This window comes from Streptomyces sp. NBC_01257, assembly GCF_035917255.1.
Taxonomy (GTDB): Bacteria; Actinomycetota; Actinomycetes; order Streptomycetales; family Streptomycetaceae; genus Streptomyces.
Map to the genome: position 1 here is coordinate 6,000,936 of NZ_CP108472.1, position 16,088 is coordinate 6,017,023.

Genomic DNA, 16,088 nt, shown 5'->3' on the forward strand with positions numbered 1-16,088 from the left:
GACCGGTGCACCCGGTGACGAGCACGGAGGAACGACGATGGGCCGCCCGACCGAGGTGCCCGAGGCACTCGGCACACCGAAGACCAACAGCAACGGGGACCAGCGCTCGTGGGCGTCGGCCTCGGGCACCCTGGTCGTGGACATCTCCGAACCGGCGTGGGGGCTGCCCGCCGCACCAGCGGACGCCGGCGCGCCGGGCGCTTCGGATGACGGTGACGGTGACGTCGATGGTGACGTGGGCGTCGATGGTGATGGTGACGTCGACGTCACCGTGAGCGCGCCGGCCCCGGCACCCGCCCCCGCACCGACCGCCGCGCCCGGCCCCGCCCAGGAGCAGACGGAACCGCCGCCCGACCCTGCCGCCGACCCCGACCTCGACCCCACTCCCGGCCCCACCCCCCGCGCCCCCGAGGTCGCGCACACCGCTCCGGCGCGCAAGCTCGCCACCGACCTCTGCGAACGGGCCGTCGACCCGCTGGAGATCGCCGCCGGACTGGAGGCCCACGGCGTCACCGACCGCACCGCGGCCCGCTACCGGCACCGCGACGTGTTCTCGCTCGCCGAGGAACTCTTCGCACGGGTCCCCGGGGTCGCGGGGGAGCCCGTCGGAGCGTCCTTCGCTCCGGCGCGCGACATCGAGACGCGCGCCGCCTGGTCGCTCCGGGCGCTGCTGCCGGGCGCCGCCTGTCTGGCGTCCTTCATCGCGCTGCGGCTCACCGACGGAGTGCTCGGCGGCGACGCACGGCTCGCCATCGGCAGCGGCGGCGCGCTCCTCGCTTTCCTCGCGCTCGCCCTCGCCCTGCGCTCCGGCCCCCTCTGCGCCGACGGCCGCTCCTCCGGTGCCGCGAGCCTCTTCGGCTGCTGGCTGCTCGGCTACGTCCTGTACGGCGACGCCCTGCTCCACCAGGTCCTCAGCGGCGGCCCCGAAGGCCCCTGGGACATCACCCCGGCCCCGCTGCTCGGACTCGCCGTGGCCGTCGCCCCCGCGGCCTGGTGCGCCCACCTCTTCTCCGTCCACGCGCACCGCAAACTCAACGGCAGCCGCGCACTGGAGGAGTTCGCCGCCGGGGTGCGCCCCCTGCTCTTCGCAGCCGTCGCGTTCTTCCTCTGCGTCCTCGGCGGGCTGCTGTACCTGGCCGGACTGGGGATCGGCGGAGGCGGCTCCGCGGTCGGGGCCGCCGCGCTCGGAGTACTGCTCCTGCTGGCCCGGCTCCTCACCGTGCACGGCTTCCCCGAACCCGCCGCCACCGGACTCGCCGCCGCCTGCGCCGTCGAGGCCGCCGCCCCCGCCCTGGTCCTGGCCGGCCGGCTGCCCGGCCTCGACGCCGTGGCCCGGCCCGTCGACGCCCTCGTCGCGGCCGGGGGCACCGGAGCCGTACCCGCCCTCGCCTGCGGCGCCGCCGCACTCGGCCTGCTGACCACCGCCACCGTCGCCCTCTCCCGGGCCTCCGCCCACACCGCCGCCTGACGCACACGCACACCACAGCCCCGCGGAGCCGACGCCGCGGGCCCCTTCCCGCACCGCACACAACTGCCCCAAGGAGACACCGGACATGACCCCCCAATACCCCGCACCGGCAGCCCGCCGTCGGCACCGAGGGGGCGCGCGATGAGGGTGCTGCTGCTCGGAGCCAACGGATTCCTCGGCCGGTTCGTGGCCGACCGGCTGCTCGCCGACCCCGCCGTGCACCTCACGGCGCTCGGCCGCGGCGACGACGCCGACGTCCGCTTCGACCTCGCCGGCGGCAGCCCCGGAGCGCTCACCCGCTTCCTGGACGCCGTCCACCCCGGAGTCGTCGTCAACTGCGCCGGCGCCACCCGGGGCGGGGCCCGCGACCTGACCCGCCACAACACCGTCGCCGTCGCCACGGTCTGCGAGGCGATGCGGCGCAGCGGCTGCACCGCCCGGCTGGTCCAGGTCGGCTGCTCGTCGGAGTACGGGCCCTCGCAGCCCGGCTCGTCCACGGCCGAGGACGCCATCCCGCGCCCCGGCGGCCCGTACGGCGTCAGCAAGCTCGCCGCCACCGAACTCGTCCTCGGCTCCGGCCTCGACGCCGTCGTGCTGCGGGTCTTCTCGCCGGTCGGACCCGGCACCCCGGCCGGCTCCCCGCTCGGCCGGCTCGCCGAGGCGATGCGCCGCGCCATGCAGTCGGGCGACGGCGAGCTGAAGCTCAGCGGCCTCGGTGTCCAGCGCGACTTCGTCGACGTCCGGGACGTCGCGCGCGCCGTGCACGCCGCGTCGCTGTCCGCCGCCCAGGGCGTCGTCAACATCGGTACCGGCCGCGCCGTGCGCCTCCGTGACGCCGCCGCGGTCCTCGCCAAGGTCGCCGGATACGCGGGCGCGCTCCACGAACTGGACACGCCCCCCGCCCGGCTGCCCATCGGCGCCCCCCGCACGTCCGCCGAATCGGTCATGGAACACCTCTCGGCCACACCGTCCCCCTACCCGGACGGCTGCGGTGCCTGGCAGCAGGCCGACGTCCGCACCGCCAGGGACCGGCTCGGCTGGCGTCCCCGGATCAATCTGGAGGAGTCCCTCGCCGACATCTGGATGGAGGCGGCGTGCCGTATCTGACCAGTACCGGCACCGCCCGCCGCACCAGCGGTGCCGAACAGCTCGGCTTCGGCGTCCCCGGCTGCGCGCACCCGCTGCTCGCACCGGTCGAATGGGCCGAGCTCGCCCGCCCCGGCACCCCCTTGCACTGGGCCGTCCTCGACATCGACAACGGCCCCGGCACCCGCCCCGACCCGCACTGCCTGGAAGCGGCGGGCCGGCTCCGCAACGCCCGGGAGCGGGCCGTCCACGGCGAGGAGTCGCAGGACTCGGTGCGCGCGTCGGCCGGCCGGCTGCTGGGACAGCTCGATCTGGCGTACGGCAACCGGCCCTTCGGCGAGCTGATCGCCGACGCGCGCTCCTACCTGGACTGGTACCGGGTCGACGGCTTCTACCTCGACCGCTGTCCGGCCGAGCGCCCCGACCTCCCGGCGGTCCGCCGGCTCACGGGCACGCTCGCCGCCCTCCTGGAGGAGAGCGACAGCGGGCAGGACGGCGGGCACCTGGTGCTCGGGCACGACACCCATCCGTATCCGGGCTACGCGGAGGCCGCCGACCAGCTGGTCACCTTCCGCGGGGCGTGGACCGACTACCGCTGGTCGCAGGTGGCGGAGTGGACGGCCGGCTATCCGCCCGGCCGGTTCGCCCACTTCGTCCACGGTGTCCCGCGCACCCACCTGGAGGAGGCGATGCGCATCGCCCGCTGGCAGGGCGCCGGGACGATCTTCTTCACGGACCGCACCGGTGAGACGGATCCGGCGAACGGGCGCGGACAAACCGATCCATTCGCGACTCTGCCCAGGTACTGGGACGAAATCGTCTCGCGGATCGGACCTGGTATCTCGGAATGAGAAGGGGCGTGGCAGTGTTACGGCAAGAACAACCGTACGTAGTCGAAGTACGTAGAAACCGACCACCTGCATTGTTGAGGTTCCTGTGTCGCTGCCACCCCTGGTCGAGCCAGCTGCTGAGCTCACCGTCGACGAGGTCCGCAGGTACTCCCGCCACCTGATCATCCCGGATGTCGGGATGGACGGGCAGAAGCGGCTGAAGAACGCGAAGGTGCTCTGTGTGGGCGCCGGCGGTCTCGGCTCGCCGGCCCTGATGTACCTGGCCGCCGCCGGTGTCGGAACGCTCGGCATCGTGGAGTTCGACGAGGTCGACGAGTCGAACCTGCAGCGGCAGATCATCCACAGCCAGGCCGACATCGGCAAGTCCAAGGCCTTGTCGGCCAAGGAGACCGTGCAGGGGATCAACCCCCTGGTGAACGTGATCCTTCACGAGGAACGGCTCGAAGCCGAGAACGTGATGGAGATCTTCGCCCAGTACGACCTGATCGTGGACGGCACGGACAACTTCGCCACCCGCTATCTCGTCAACGACGCCGCGGTCCTGCTGAACAAGCCGTACGTCTGGGGCTCCATCTACCGGTTCGACGGCCAGGCGTCCGTCTTCTGGTCCGAGCACGGCCCCTGCTACCGCTGCCTCTACCCGGAGCCGCCGCCCCCCGGCATGGTTCCGTCCTGCGCCGAGGGCGGTGTCCTGGGCGTGCTCTGCGCGTCCATCGGCTCCATCCAGGTCAACGAGGCCATCAAGCTGCTCGCCGGCATCGGCGACCCGCTCGTCGGCCGGCTGATGATCTACGACGCGCTGGAGATGCAGTACCGCCAGGTCAAGGTCCGCAAGGACCCCGACTGCGCGGTCTGCGGCGAGAACCCGACCGTCACCGAGCTCATCGACTACGAGGCCTTCTGCGGCGTCGTGTCCGAGGAGGCCCAGGAGGCTGCGCTCGGCTCCACGATCACTCCCAAGCAGCTCAAGGAGTGGATCGACGCGGACGAGAAGATCGAGCTGATCGACGTCCGTGAGCCGAACGAGTTCGAGATCGTCGCGATCCCCGGCGCCAAGCTGATCCCGAAGAACGAGTTCCTGATGGGCAACGCCCTCCAGGACCTCCCGCAGGACAAGCGCATCGTCCTGAACTGCAAGACCGGTGTCCGCAGCGCGGAGGTCCTCGCGGTCCTCAAGTCGGCGGGCTTCGCCGACGCGGTGCACGTCGGCGGCGGCGTGATCGGCTGGGTCAACCAGATCGAGCCCGAGAAGCCGGTGTACTAGAGCACGCACGCACACACGAAGGGGCCGGTCCGCACTCACGCGGACCGGCCCCTTCGTCATGTGCCCGCCCGCTACGAACAGGTCTTGCCGTCCGCCGGCACCTTCCCGTCCAGGAAGTACGCGTCCACGGTCGACGTCACACAGCTGCTCCCGCCGTAGGCGCCGTGCCCCTCGCCCTTGTTGGTGAGCAGGATGCCGACGCCCTCGCCGAGCTCGTCCGCCATCTTCCGCGCACCCTCGTACGGTGTCGCCGGGTCGCCCGTCGTCCCCACGACCAGGATCGGACCGGCACCCGGCGCGCTCGCCTCCGGGGTGTCGTGCTCGCCCTTCACCGGCCAGTCCGCGCACCAGCCCGCGGTGTCCCAGGCCAGGAACGGGCCGAAGACCGGGGACAGCTTCGCGAACTCCGGCACGATCGCCCTCGCCTCGGCGGCCGTCGGCCGGGCCGTGGTGTCCGCGCAGGAGATGGCCCGCTGGGAGTGGTTCTGGGTGTCGTAATGGCCCTTCTCGTCACGGCCGTTGTACGAGTCGGCGAGCTGCAGCAGCATGCTGCCGGTGCCGTCCTCCGCCTCGTCCAGGGCCTGGGTGAGCGTGGGCCAGCTGGACTTGGAGTACAGCGGCAGCACGATGCCGGTGATCGCCAGCGACTCGTTGAGCTCGCGGTCCGTCCCCGTCGGCAGCGGCTCGGCGTCGATCCGCTTCAGCAGCGCCGCGATGCGCCGGGTGCCCGCCTTCGGGTCCTGGCCGCGGTCCTTGAGGTAGTTCTCCAGCGCCCGCTGGAAGCCGGTCGTCTGGTTACGGGCGTGGCCCACGGTGTCCGCGGTGGGGTCGACGACCGCGTCGAAGACCGTGCGGCCGACGTTCTTGGGGAAGAGGTGCGCGTAGGTGCCGCCCAGCTCGGTGCCGTACGACATCCCGAAGTACGTCAGCTTCCTGTCGCCGAGGACCGCACGGATCAGGTCCACGTCCCGGGCGGCGTTCGTCGTGCCGACGAACGGCAGGACCTTCTCGGAGCGGCGCTCGCAGCCGGCCCCGAAGGCGGCGCCGTCCTTCATGAACGCCGCCTCCTCGGCCGCGGTGTCCGGCGTCATGTCGATCTTCCGGTTGGTGCTGTCCTGCTCCCGGTCGGTGCGGCACCGCACCCCGGCGCTCGCCGCGACCCCGCGCGGATCGAAACCGACCAGGTCGTAGCGGGTGTTGAGGGACCCGTACGAACCGGCGGCGCGCGGCAGGATGGAGACCCCCGAACCGCCGGGACCACCGAAGTTGAACAGCATCGAACCGAGCCGGCGCCCCTTGTCCCGCGCCTCCTTGCGGATCAGCGCGATCCCGATCGTGTCCCCGTCCGGCTTCGCGTAGTCCAGCGGCACGTCGACCGTCGTGCACCGCCAGGCCGAGCCCGGCGCACTGCCGCCCTCGGGGGCCTTGCAGCGCTTCCACTCCAGCCGCTGCGAGGTGAGGGACGCGGGCAGCGGCGGCAGTCCGCCGGCGGTGGACGCAGGGGTGGCGGACGACGGGGCGGCTGCGCTGGTCTGCGCCTGTTTCCCCGGCTTGTCGTCCGTGCCGCCCCCGCAGCCGGCGAGCGCTCCCGCCAGCATGACTGCGGCGACGACCAGCGCCCCGGTGCGTGTGTGTGCGACCACGTGTGGGTCCCTCCCCGATGTACCCGGCCTGCGAAGTGCGCAGGGCGCCCATGCTAGGGCGTGCCGGCGGTCACGGCCGTCGCCCTCCCGCGCCGCCGCCGGTCTGCTGGACCACGAGGCAGGACCAGGTGAATCCGCCCCCGCCGGTGAGCAGCAGGGCGAACTCCCCGGGCTCCAGCAGACGTTGTGCGGTGATGTCCGTGAGGTTGGCCAGCGGGTCGCCGCAGCCCAGGTGGCCGGTCCGCGCGCCCAGGTGCAACGGCTGCGCCGTCAGCAGCTCCTGGATGACCGGCAGGTACATCAGGCCGAGGACCTTGGGGCCGAGCCGGGGCAGTGCGACGTACCGGATCCGTGGGTCGTCGGCGTTCAGGCCCGCTTCCGACAGCGACTGCAGCAGGACGGCGCGCACCGCTTCGGGGCCGGTCTTGGCGAACAGGTCCATGCCCCCGGACTCGATGAAGGCCCGCTTGGTCCGGCGGATGTCCAGGGGGCGGCCGTGGTCGAACGGGGCGGAGCTGAACGCGTCGGCGCCGCGGTACATGGACTCCATGTCGGGAGCCGCCCGCAGCGCGTGGGAGATCAGCCGGAGGCCGTTACCGGAACGGCCGAGGACGGCGGCGGTCGCCCCGTCCCCGTAGGCGACCTGGTAGTCGCCGCGCCAGCGGTCGAATCCGGTCGGGCCGAACCGGTCGGCGGTCGTCACCAGGGCGGTGCCGTACGAAGGGTCGGCCGTGAGGTGGGCCGCGGCCGTGTGCAGGGCCATGGCGCCGGCGTGGCACATCTGCTGGATGCCGAAGGGGAGGGCGTTCCTGGCTCCGATCCGGTCGGCCACGTAGTGGGCGGGGGACCAGAAGTCGTGGCCCTGGTGATAGATCCAGTTGTGCACCAGCAGGCCGACGTCGGCGGGCCGGACACCCGCGCCGTCCAGGGCGCGCCGGCCGGCCAGCACCGCCATGTCGGGGGCCGACTCCCGGTGGGAGACCGGCACTTCGACCACCCCCGCGGCGGCCGGGATCTCCGGGTCCAGGACACCGTCGGCCACCAGCGCGTATCCGCTCTCGGTGGTGGCGGGCAGCCAGGTGGCGGTTGCTTCGATGGTCAGACCGTCGCTGAAGCGCATACAGGTTCCCCCGTTCTGGGCTCCGCCCATTGGGGCGCGGCCCCGGACGGGCCGTCGCAGTCCGACAGACCGGCGGGGCGGGGCCGCGGATACACCCGGGCCCAGGTGTACGTGACACGGGGTCCGGGCGCTCTGTGTCCATGGGCTCCGCCGCGTGCGGGCCCGCAGGAGCGGTACCCGGCGAGCGAGAGGGACGGATTCATGGTGGCGAGCACACGTACGGCGGCCGAGGTGTGGGACGGCTGGCTGGAGATGTGGAACGAGGACCCACAGGCCGCACACAAGATCATCGGTGCCGAGTACCGGCTTCACCTGCCGACGGCGGGGGCGACGATCGATCCGGCCACGATCCGGGACGCCGCCTCGATGGCCGACTGGGTGAGCGGCTTCACGGGGAAGTTCGACGGCCTGCGGTACGAGACGGACTTCGGGCCGGTGGCCGACGGTGAGCTCGCGGTCTGCCGCTGGTTCGGCACCGCGACCTGCCTGGGCCGGACCGGCTGGCCGTCGGACGTGCCCGGCAAGCGGATCACCTGGGTCGGCGTGGACATCCTGCGCATCGTCGACGGCCTGATCGTCGAGGCGTGGACGCAGGGAGCGGAGACGGACGAGAGGCCGCGGTCCGCCGCCTGACCCGGCGGGGACGGGACGGGAGGGGCCGCCCTCCCGTCCCGCGGGACCGGCCCTCCGGGGTACGGGCGGCAGCCCGTCGGTCACGTCAGCCGGACCAGCTCTCCACGGGGAGGGACGCCACGCAGGCCTTGGCCCACGGTTCGTCCAGGTTCCACAGATCCATGGCAGCCATATCGTTCAGCATCATGCCCAGAGCCAGAAACCGTTTCACCGTGACGTCATCGGCTCCGGAATTCTCCTGAATCGTATTCCACATGCGCCCGAATCCCGTTTGCACGGCGCTTCGGATCTTCGGGTCGTCGGAGGCGGCGAAGCCGTGGAGCTGAATCAGGAGGAATATCCGGTCGCGCACGAGTGAGCGATATCGGTCGCCCATGGCCACGAGGGCTTCGACCCCCTCAAGGCCTTCTGCCGCCTCATTGAAGGAGGCGACGATCCGGTCGAAGGAATCTTCCACGACAAAGATGAAGAGACCCTTCTTGGTGCCGAAGATTCGAAACACGTAGGGCTGGCTGATGTCTGCTTTGCGGGCGATCGTCTCCACCGAGGTGCCGTAATAGCCCCCGCGGGAGAACTCTTCGGAAGCAATTTGCAGAATCTGCTTGCGGCGCTCTTCGCCCGTCATTCGGTCCATGGTTCACATGAAACCACGCGACGGGGCCGGGGCGATCGGCAGCGGGCCGCCGATCTCGTTGACTGAGTAGTTAGTCACTGCTACCTTAATGGCGTTGCCAGCCGAGCGAGGGAGAGGGAAGACATGACTCAGACCGCAGGGGACGCGGTCCCCGCCGAGAGCGTGGCGGCACCGCCACCGGAGTCCGCGGCGGACGTGCGGCGCCGCAAACTGGTCTTTCTCGTGGTGTGCGCGGGGTTCGTCATGTCGAGCCTCGACATGATGATCGTCAACGTCGCGTTCCCCGCCCTGGAGGCCGACTTCAGCGGCAGCACGGCGGCCGGCCTCTCCTGGACGCTGAACGCCTACTCGATCGTGTTCGCCGCAGCCCTCGTCCCGGCCGGACGGCTCTCGGACCGTTCCAGCCGAAAGGGTGGCTTCCTCCTCGGCCTGGGACTGTTCACCCTCGCCTCGGCGGCGTGCGCGGCATCCCAGGGCGTGCCCATGCTGGTGGCGGCCCGGGTGCTGCAGGCCGTGGGAGCGGCGGCGATGGTCCCCACCTCGCTCGGCCTGCTGCTCGCCACCTATCCCGCGGAGCGGCGCGGCGGCGCCGTACGGGCCTGGACGGCGGTCGGCGGCGTCGCCGCGGCGCTCGCCCCCATCGTCGGCGGCGCGCTCGTCAATCTCGACTGGCGCTGGATCTTCCTCATCAACCTGCCGTTCGGCATCGTCGCTCTCCTGGTCGGACGCCGTGTGCTGCCCACCGCCACGCAGTCCGAGCGCGGGCCGCTGCCCGACCTGCTCGGATCGCTCCTGATCGTCCTCGCGGTCGGCGCCGCCTCCCTGGCGCTGATCAAGGCGCCCGAATGGGGCTGGGGCTCCGCGCGGGTGCTCGGCAGCTTCGCCCTGACGGTCGTCTGCCTGGCCGAGTTCTTCCGGCGCTCCGCCCGGCACCCCAACCCCGTGGTCGCCTTCTCGCTCCTGCGCGTCCGGTCCTTCAGCCTGGCCAACCTCACGGCGCTCGTGTTCAACTCCTGCTTCGGCGCGATGCTGTTCTCGTTCATGCTGTGGTGCCAGAACGTCTGGGGGTACTCCGCGCTGGAGACCGGGCTCGCGCTCGCACCCGGCACCTTCCTGATGCCGGTGATGGCCATGTCCACGGGCCGGCTGGTGAAGAGGTTCGGGGCCGCCACGGTCGTGGTCATCGGCTGCGCCCTGCTCGCCGCGGGCGTCCTGTGGTGGGGTATCGCCGCACAGAGCGAACCCGACTACGTCACGATGCTGCTGCCCGGAGCCCTGCTGACCCCGGTCGGCACCATCCTCGGCACGACCGCCCTGGTCGGCCTGGTCACCAAGGACCTGCCGCCCGCGTCCTTCGCCACCGGTTCCGCCGTCAACATGATGGTCCGGCAGGTCGGGCTGGTCATCGGCATCTCGGTGTTCATCGCCGTGCTCGGCACCCCCGGCGCGGGATCCGCCACCGTGGACGCCTTCCGGCACGCATGGTTCATCGCGGCCGGCATCGGCATCCTCGCCCTGCTCGTCGGGCTCACCCTGACCAGGCGCACCGGCCCGGCGGACGCCGCCGCGTAACACCCCACGACCGCCGCCCGGATCCCGGAACCCCCGTCCGGGTCCGGGCGGCTTCCTTCTGCCCGCAGCACCTGCCGAATGCCTCCCGGCCGCCTGTATCCACCACGCCGGCACGCGGCTCTGTAGGTCTGTCAGCGTGCGGCGGAAGAAGGAGATCAGGACATGAGGTTCGAGGGCGGACTGGGAGTGAAGGCGGTCACCACCTGGCTGCCCGGCACCACCGAGACCACGGGGGCACAGGTGGCCGCGGGCCGTCTGACCGAGGAGCGCGGGAGGCAGCTGGGCGTCACGGAACTGCCCGTGACCGCGGAGCTGGCGGCACCCGAGATGGCCGTGCGGGCCGGCCGCAGGGCCCTGGCCCGCGCGGGCTGGGATCCGGAGAGGGTCGGCTTCCTCGCCCATGCGCGGGTCTTCCACCAGGGCCACGAGAAGTGGTCGTACGCGCACTACATAGCGAGCGAGCTGGGCCTGCCCTCCACGGCGCTCCCCTTCGGGATCGAGGCGCTGTGCACCGGCGGCGCCACCGGACTCCTCCTCGCCGCCACCCAGCTCGTCGGCGACCCCGCGCTGACCGGCGCGCTGGTCACCACCGCGGAGCGGTACTACGCCCCCGAGTGGGACCGCTGGAGCATGCACTCCGACATCGGATACGGCGACGGCGCGACAGCCGCCCTATTGCACCGGCGCGACGGCGGCCGGGACGATCTGAGACTGCTGTCCCTGACCCACTCGACGGCCAGCCGCCTGGAGGGGATGGAGCGCGGCAACCGGCCCTTCACCCAGGTACCGATGCAGGACCGGAAGACCTGGGAGACGAACGCCGAGCGGAAGGACTTCTACGAGGCGGTGGGCAAGGAGGCCTTTCCGGAGGCCGCGCGCGTCCATGTCCGCGCCTCCCTGCTCCAGGCCCTGGAGGAAGCGGGCCTGGAGGGGGACGACCCGCGCATCCGGCTGTTCACGATGCCCCGCATGGGGCCCCGGCTGGTCGACGTGATGTACGGCTCCGTGGCGGGCCTGCTCAAGGCGGAGACCGTGCTGCTGGGGGGCAGGACGGGGCACCTGGGCGCGGGCGACATGCTCGCGAACATGGCCGACATCGTCACCCACCGGATGCTCATGCCCGGCGAGTTCGCCGTGGTCGCGGGCGCGGGCGGGGGCTTCACCTGGTCCACCGCGGTCGTCCAGGCCCCCGAGGAATAGCCCCGGACCCGCCCATGCAGGAAAACCCCGTGAGCCGCTCTCGCGGGAAGGAGAGGACGTACATGAATCACCCCGCGCACCCCCGTGCGGCGAACCGGATGGTGGTCGGTATCAGTGGCGCCACCGGCATCGCCTACGGCATCCGCGCCCTGCAGGCCCTCGGGGCGGCGGGCATCGAGACCCACCTGGTGATGTCGCGGTCGGCGCGGCTGACACTCGCGTACGAGAGCGATCTGACCGTCGCCCAGGTGCAGGAACTGGCGGACTTCCACTACTCGCCCGAGGACGTGGGCGCACCCGTCGCCAGCGGTTCGTTCCGCACCCGCGGCATGATCGTCGCCCCCTGCTCGATGAAGTCGCTCGCGCAGATCGCCGTCGGCACCTGCGACACCCTGCTCGCCCGCGCCGCCGACGTGACGCTCAAGGAGCGCAACCGGCTGGTGCTCATGGTGCGCGAGACGCCGCTGACGCTCACGCATCTGCGCAACATGACGACGGTGACGGAGAACGGCGGCATCGTCGCACCTCCCGTCCCGGCCTTCTACACGCGTCCCGCCGGCCTCCAGGACGTGATCGACCAGTCCGTCGGCCGGGTGCTCGACCTGTTCGGCATCGACACCGGGGCCTTCCCGCGCTGGGGCGAGGCCGCACCGCCGGCCGGCGCGACGACTGCGGACGGCACCGCCGCCGTCACGACACGACAGCTCGACAAGAGCGCGATCCACGTCTGAGGACACGTATATGACGAAACATCTGACCAGCCTGCGCGACTACCTCGACGCGCTCCGCGAACTGGGCGACGTACGGGAACTGCACACGCCGGCGGACACCCACCTGGAGATCGGTGCGGTCATCCGCCGCAGCGCCGAGAACCGCGACCAGGCCCCGCTGTTCACCTCGGTCAAGGGGTACGCACCGGGCTTCCGGGTCCTCGGGGCACCCGGCGCGCTCAGCTCCGTGCCCGGATCGCGCTGGGCCCGGGTCGCCCTCTCCCTCGGCCTGGCCGCGGACGCGCACCCCCTGGAGATCGTCGGGGAGCTGACGGCCGCGCGCGGCCGCGAGCCCGTCGCGCCGGTCGTCGTCGACTCGGGCCCGTGCCAGGAGAACGTTCTCCTCGGCGACGACGCGACCCTGGACTCCTTTCCCGTCCCCCTCATCCACGACGGTGACGGCGGCCGCTACATCAACACCTGGGGCGCCATCGTCGTGCGGACCCCCGACGGCAGCTGGACCAACTGGTCCATCGCCCGCGTCATGATGATCGACGGCCGTCGCATGGCGGGCATGGTCCGGCCGCTCCAGGACATCGGGAAGATCTTCGCGATGTGGCGCGAACGCGGCGAGCCCATGCCGTTCGCCCTGGTCCAGGGCGCCGAACCGGCCGTGCCCTTCGCCTGCGGCATGGGACTGCCGTCCGGGACCGACGAATCCGGTTACCTGGGCGCCCACTTCGGTGAGCCGCTGGAACTCGTGCGCTGCAGGACCGTGGACCTGGAGGTGCCGGCCACCGCCGAGATCGTCATCGAGGGCCACGTCTCCCTCGACGAGACGGCGCCGGAGGGCCCGATGGGGGAGTACGCCGGCTACCTCACCGGCCGGGCCAACCCCTGGCCCGTCTTCCACATCAGCGCCATCACCCACCGCGACGACCCGATCCTGCCCGTCGTCTCGGCCGGGAAGCCGGTCGAGGAGGACCACACCGCGGTCGGCGTCACCTACTCGGCCGAGGCCCTGTACCAGCTGCGCGCGGCCGGGATACCCGTCACCGCGGCCTGGATCGTGCCCGAGACCGCCATCAACCTGCTGGCCGTGACCGTCCCGCGGGACTGGCGCGAACGCTCCGCCTTCACCAGCACCCGCATGCTCACCCAGGCCGTCGCCCAGGTGGCACTGCGTCCCAAGGTCGGCTACTGGGTCACCCGGATCATGGTCCTGGACGACGACATCGACCCCACCGACCTGCGCGACGTGATGTGGGCGTTCCACACCCGCAGCCACCCCACCCGGGGCCAGCTCCTCATCGAGCACCAGAAGGTCACGCCCCTGCACGTCTTCTACTCCCGCGACGAACTCGTCGACGGGGGACCGAAGATCGCGTACGACTGCCTCCTCCACCCCGACGAGGACAAGCGCGCCCGCAGCACCGCCTTCAAGGACAACTTCTCCGCCGACATCCAGGCCCGTGCCCTCGCCATCTGGGAGAACCGATGACCGCCACGCACGCCGCTCCCCCCTCCACCGGTACCGACGACGCGCAGCGGCGCCTGGTCATGGTCAGCGGCGGCAGCCGCGGCATAGGCCGGGCCGTCGCCGTGCACCTCGCCGCGCAGGGGTACGACATCGCGTTCTGCGGGCGCTCCGCGTCCGCGGCCGCGGAGGAGACCGCGGACCTGGCGCGCGCGCAGGGGGCCGCCGTCTTCCACGAACCGTGCGACGTCACGGACCACGAGGCGGTCGAGACCTTCGTCAAGCGGGCGGAGGGGGAACTCGGCCCGGTGTACGGGCTGGTGAACTCGGCCGGGATCGTCAAGGACAACCACCTGGTGATGATGCCCGTCGCCGACTGGACCTCGGTCATCGACACCAACCTCACCGGCACCTTCAACTTCTGCCGGACCGTGGGCTTCGGCATGCTCAAGCGGCGGACCGGCGCGATCGTGAACATCTCCTCGGTGGCCGGCGTCTACGGCCACGCCACCCAGGCCAACTACGCCGCCTCCAAGGGAGGCGTGAACAGCCTCAGCCGTACGCTCGCCAAGGAGCTCGCCCGGCAGGGCATCCGGGTCAACGTCGTGGCCCCGGGCTTCATCGAGACGGACATGACGGACGGACTGAGCGCCAAGGCGCGCAAGGACGCACTGGCCGCGGTGCCGCTCCGCCGCTTCGGAACGGCCCAGGAGGTCGCGGACCTCACCGGGTTCCTGCTGTCCGACAAGGCGTCCTACATCACGGGGCAGGTCCTCCAGGTCGACGGAGGCGTGGCGTTGTGACCGTGCCGCACCCGGCGGTGGCCCCGGCAGGACCGCACATCTGGTGGTTCACCGTGCCGCCGCCGGGTGCGGACACGGCGGCGGCCGAGCGGCTGCTCGGCCCCCGGCAGCGGGAGCGGGCCGCACGGCTCCGCCGGCCCCTGAGCCGGCACCGCAAGATCATGGCCCACGCGGCCCTGCGCGTCCTGATCGCGGCGCGGCTGGGCGGCGAACCCGGGGAACTCGAACTGGGGCGGGCCGTCTGCCCGGAGTGCGGCGGGCCCCACGGGCGCCCCTTCGTGGCAGGTGCGCGGGGTTTCGAGTTCTCGATGGCACACACCGGCGACGAGGCCGTCTACGCCTTCGCGGACGAGCCCGTGGGAGTGGACGTGGAGAACGGCCGGGTGGCTGAACGCACCGTCCGCACGGTCGCCCGATGGCTGCCGCCCGGGCAGCGAACCCTGCTGGACACACTGCCCGAGGCCGAACGCTCCGCGGCGTTCGCCCGGCTGTGGGTGCGCACGGAGGCGTTGGCGAAGGGGCGGGGGACGGGGCTCGCGCACGGACTGGGCGCCGCTCCGGACGCGTCCGCGGAGCCCCGGTGGCGGCTCGTGGACCTCCGGGCGCCCGACGGCCTCGTCGCCGCCCTCGCCGTATCGGCGCGCGACGCGACGGCGCCGCCCCGGCCGCGGAGCGGTAGATTGCCGGCGGCGTCCGTCATCGACGCCGCCGGGAGGGCTCGGGCCCCCGGCCGGGCCGCACGAGCCCGGCACGATCCGAACCCGGCACCCGACAACGGCGGAAGGGCACACGATGCGAGGCAGTGACTCCGCACGGCACGCGGAGAGCGACGAGGACGCGGCTCTGGAGGCACTGCGCACGGCGCTGGGCCGGCCGCCGCTCGCCCTGGTGGCCGAGATCGCCTCGTGGCCCGCGCCGGGAACCGCCCCCGCCCCGGAGGACGCCGAGGGCGACGCCGGTCGGGCGCCCGCCCGGACGGACGCTGTCACACCGGTGCAGCGCAGGCCTCACTGACGGCCTCCCGCCTGCGCAACTGCTCCGCGAGACGGTGCAGCGCCCGGCCGCGCAGCGGACCCACGGAACCCCGGGCGATGCCGAGACGGCGGCTGACCTCGTCGTAACCGGGAGCCGGATCGGCGCTGAGCAGCGCCAGCAGCCGCTGGTCGCGGTCGGGCAGCTCGGCCAGGGCGACCAGAACCTCCGCGTCGCGCTCCCGGGCCAGCAGGGCGTCCTCCGGACCGGGCTGCGCCGCCACGGGCCGTTCCAGACTTCCCGCGTCGCCCACCGGCACGTACCGCCCCGAGCGTTCGTACTGCTTCAGGCTCTCGCGGCGCGCACACGTCGTGAGCCAGGCCGGAAACCGCTCCGGCGTGTGCATCCCGGGAAGGCTCTGGTAGACCCGCAGCCAGGTCAGCTGGAACACCTCCTCGCAGTCGGCGGAGCTGAGCCGGTGCGAGCGGGCGACCGTCCACACCAGGGGGGCGTACCGCTCGACGAGAGCCGCCCAGGCGGTCTGTGAACCGGAGAGGCACGCGGCGACCAGCTCGCCGGGGCTGCCGGGAGCCCCGGCGGCCGTGCGTGCCGGCGGTATCGGTGTCGATGACATGGGCTTCCTTCCTGCGTCGGG

Annotated in this window: 16 protein-coding genes; 12 read left to right on the forward strand and 4 right to left on the reverse strand. The window is 72.3% G+C overall.

What is annotated here, in order from left to right; translation table 11 throughout:
* The first annotated feature begins 37 nt into the window (after positions 1 to 37).
* From OG408_RS26250 to moeZ, 4 genes are all read left to right on the forward strand, one after another.
* Positions 38 to 1,468, forward strand: a complete 1,431-nt coding sequence (locus OG408_RS26250; protein WP_326672281.1) for a hypothetical protein — start codon at positions 38 to 40, stop codon at positions 1,466 to 1,468.
* A 141-nt stretch (positions 1,469 to 1,609) separates the two neighbouring features.
* Positions 1,610 to 2,575 (forward strand): NAD-dependent epimerase/dehydratase family protein, encoded by a 966-nt coding sequence (locus OG408_RS26255; RefSeq protein WP_266782542.1) that lies wholly within the window; start codon positions 1,610 to 1,612, stop codon positions 2,573 to 2,575.
* Positions 2,563 to 3,405, forward strand: a complete 843-nt coding sequence (locus OG408_RS26260; protein ID WP_266782544.1) for a spherulation-specific family 4 protein — start codon at positions 2,563 to 2,565, stop codon at positions 3,403 to 3,405. The genes OG408_RS26255 and OG408_RS26260 overlap by 13 nt, the downstream gene beginning before the upstream one ends.
* 85 nt (positions 3,406 to 3,490) lie before the next feature.
* A complete protein-coding gene (moeZ, locus tag OG408_RS26265; RefSeq protein ID WP_266782546.1) occupies positions 3,491 to 4,669 on the forward strand; it encodes an adenylyltransferase/sulfurtransferase MoeZ in 1,179 nt (392 codons plus the stop codon).
* 71 nt (positions 4,670 to 4,740) lie between these two features.
* Here the strand turns inward: moeZ and OG408_RS26270 are convergent, their stop codons facing one another.
* On the reverse strand, positions 4,741 to 6,312 hold the full coding sequence (locus tag OG408_RS26270) for an alpha/beta hydrolase (RefSeq protein ID WP_442806067.1): 1,572 nt from the start codon (positions 6,310 to 6,312) through the stop codon (positions 4,741 to 4,743).
* A gap of 70 nt (positions 6,313 to 6,382) precedes the next feature.
* Complete coding sequence (locus OG408_RS26275; protein WP_266782548.1) at positions 6,383 to 7,432, reverse strand: ketoacyl-ACP synthase III family protein; 1,050 nt, start codon at positions 7,430 to 7,432, stop codon at positions 6,383 to 6,385.
* A 201-nt stretch (positions 7,433 to 7,633) separates the two neighbouring features.
* Between OG408_RS26275 and OG408_RS26280 the strand changes: the two genes are divergently transcribed.
* Positions 7,634 to 8,065: a nuclear transport factor 2 family protein gene (locus OG408_RS26280; RefSeq protein WP_266782550.1), complete on the forward strand. Its 432-nt coding sequence runs from the start codon at positions 7,634 to 7,636 to the stop codon at positions 8,063 to 8,065.
* Between the two features lie 85 nt (positions 8,066 to 8,150).
* Here OG408_RS26280 and OG408_RS26285 read toward each other — a convergent pair whose 3' ends face one another.
* Complete coding sequence (locus tag OG408_RS26285) at positions 8,151 to 8,690, reverse strand: TetR/AcrR family transcriptional regulator (protein ID WP_266782552.1); 540 nt, start codon at positions 8,688 to 8,690, stop codon at positions 8,151 to 8,153.
* A gap of 132 nt (positions 8,691 to 8,822) precedes the next feature.
* On the opposite strand from OG408_RS26285, the gene OG408_RS26290 reads away from it, so the two are divergent.
* From OG408_RS26290 to OG408_RS26320, 7 genes are all read left to right on the forward strand, one after another.
* Complete coding sequence (locus OG408_RS26290; RefSeq protein WP_326672285.1) at positions 8,823 to 10,271, forward strand: MFS transporter; 1,449 nt, start codon at positions 8,823 to 8,825, stop codon at positions 10,269 to 10,271.
* Between the two features lie 162 nt (positions 10,272 to 10,433).
* Positions 10,434 to 11,471: a 3-oxoacyl-[acyl-carrier-protein] synthase III C-terminal domain-containing protein gene (locus tag OG408_RS26295; protein ID WP_266782556.1), complete on the forward strand. Its 1,038-nt coding sequence runs from the start codon at positions 10,434 to 10,436 to the stop codon at positions 11,469 to 11,471.
* A 62-nt stretch (positions 11,472 to 11,533) separates the two neighbouring features.
* Positions 11,534 to 12,202, forward strand: coding sequence for a UbiX family flavin prenyltransferase (locus OG408_RS26300; protein WP_266782558.1), 669 nt, complete (start codon positions 11,534 to 11,536; stop codon positions 12,200 to 12,202).
* A gap of 10 nt (positions 12,203 to 12,212) precedes the next feature.
* A complete protein-coding gene (locus OG408_RS26305) occupies positions 12,213 to 13,682 on the forward strand; it encodes a UbiD family decarboxylase (protein WP_326672288.1) in 1,470 nt (489 codons plus the stop codon).
* Positions 13,679 to 14,461 (forward strand): 3-oxoacyl-ACP reductase FabG, encoded by a 783-nt coding sequence (gene fabG, locus OG408_RS26310; RefSeq protein WP_326672290.1) that lies wholly within the window; start codon positions 13,679 to 13,681, stop codon positions 14,459 to 14,461. Before OG408_RS26305 ends, fabG begins: the two co-directional genes overlap by 4 nt.
* Entirely contained in the window at positions 14,458 to 15,267 is an 810-nt protein-coding gene (locus OG408_RS26315) for a 4'-phosphopantetheinyl transferase family protein (protein WP_326672292.1), read from the forward strand. Before fabG ends, OG408_RS26315 begins: the two co-directional genes overlap by 4 nt.
* Complete coding sequence (locus tag OG408_RS26320) at positions 15,254 to 15,475, forward strand: hypothetical protein (protein ID WP_326672294.1); 222 nt, start codon at positions 15,254 to 15,256, stop codon at positions 15,473 to 15,475. Before OG408_RS26315 ends, OG408_RS26320 begins: the two co-directional genes overlap by 14 nt.
* Here the strand turns inward: OG408_RS26320 and OG408_RS26325 are convergent.
* Positions 15,447 to 16,067, reverse strand: a complete 621-nt coding sequence (locus OG408_RS26325; protein ID WP_326672296.1) for an RNA polymerase sigma factor — start codon at positions 16,065 to 16,067, stop codon at positions 15,447 to 15,449. The two genes, OG408_RS26320 and OG408_RS26325, sit on opposite strands and share 29 nt — an antisense overlap.
* Positions 16,068 to 16,088: the final 21 nt, after the last annotated feature.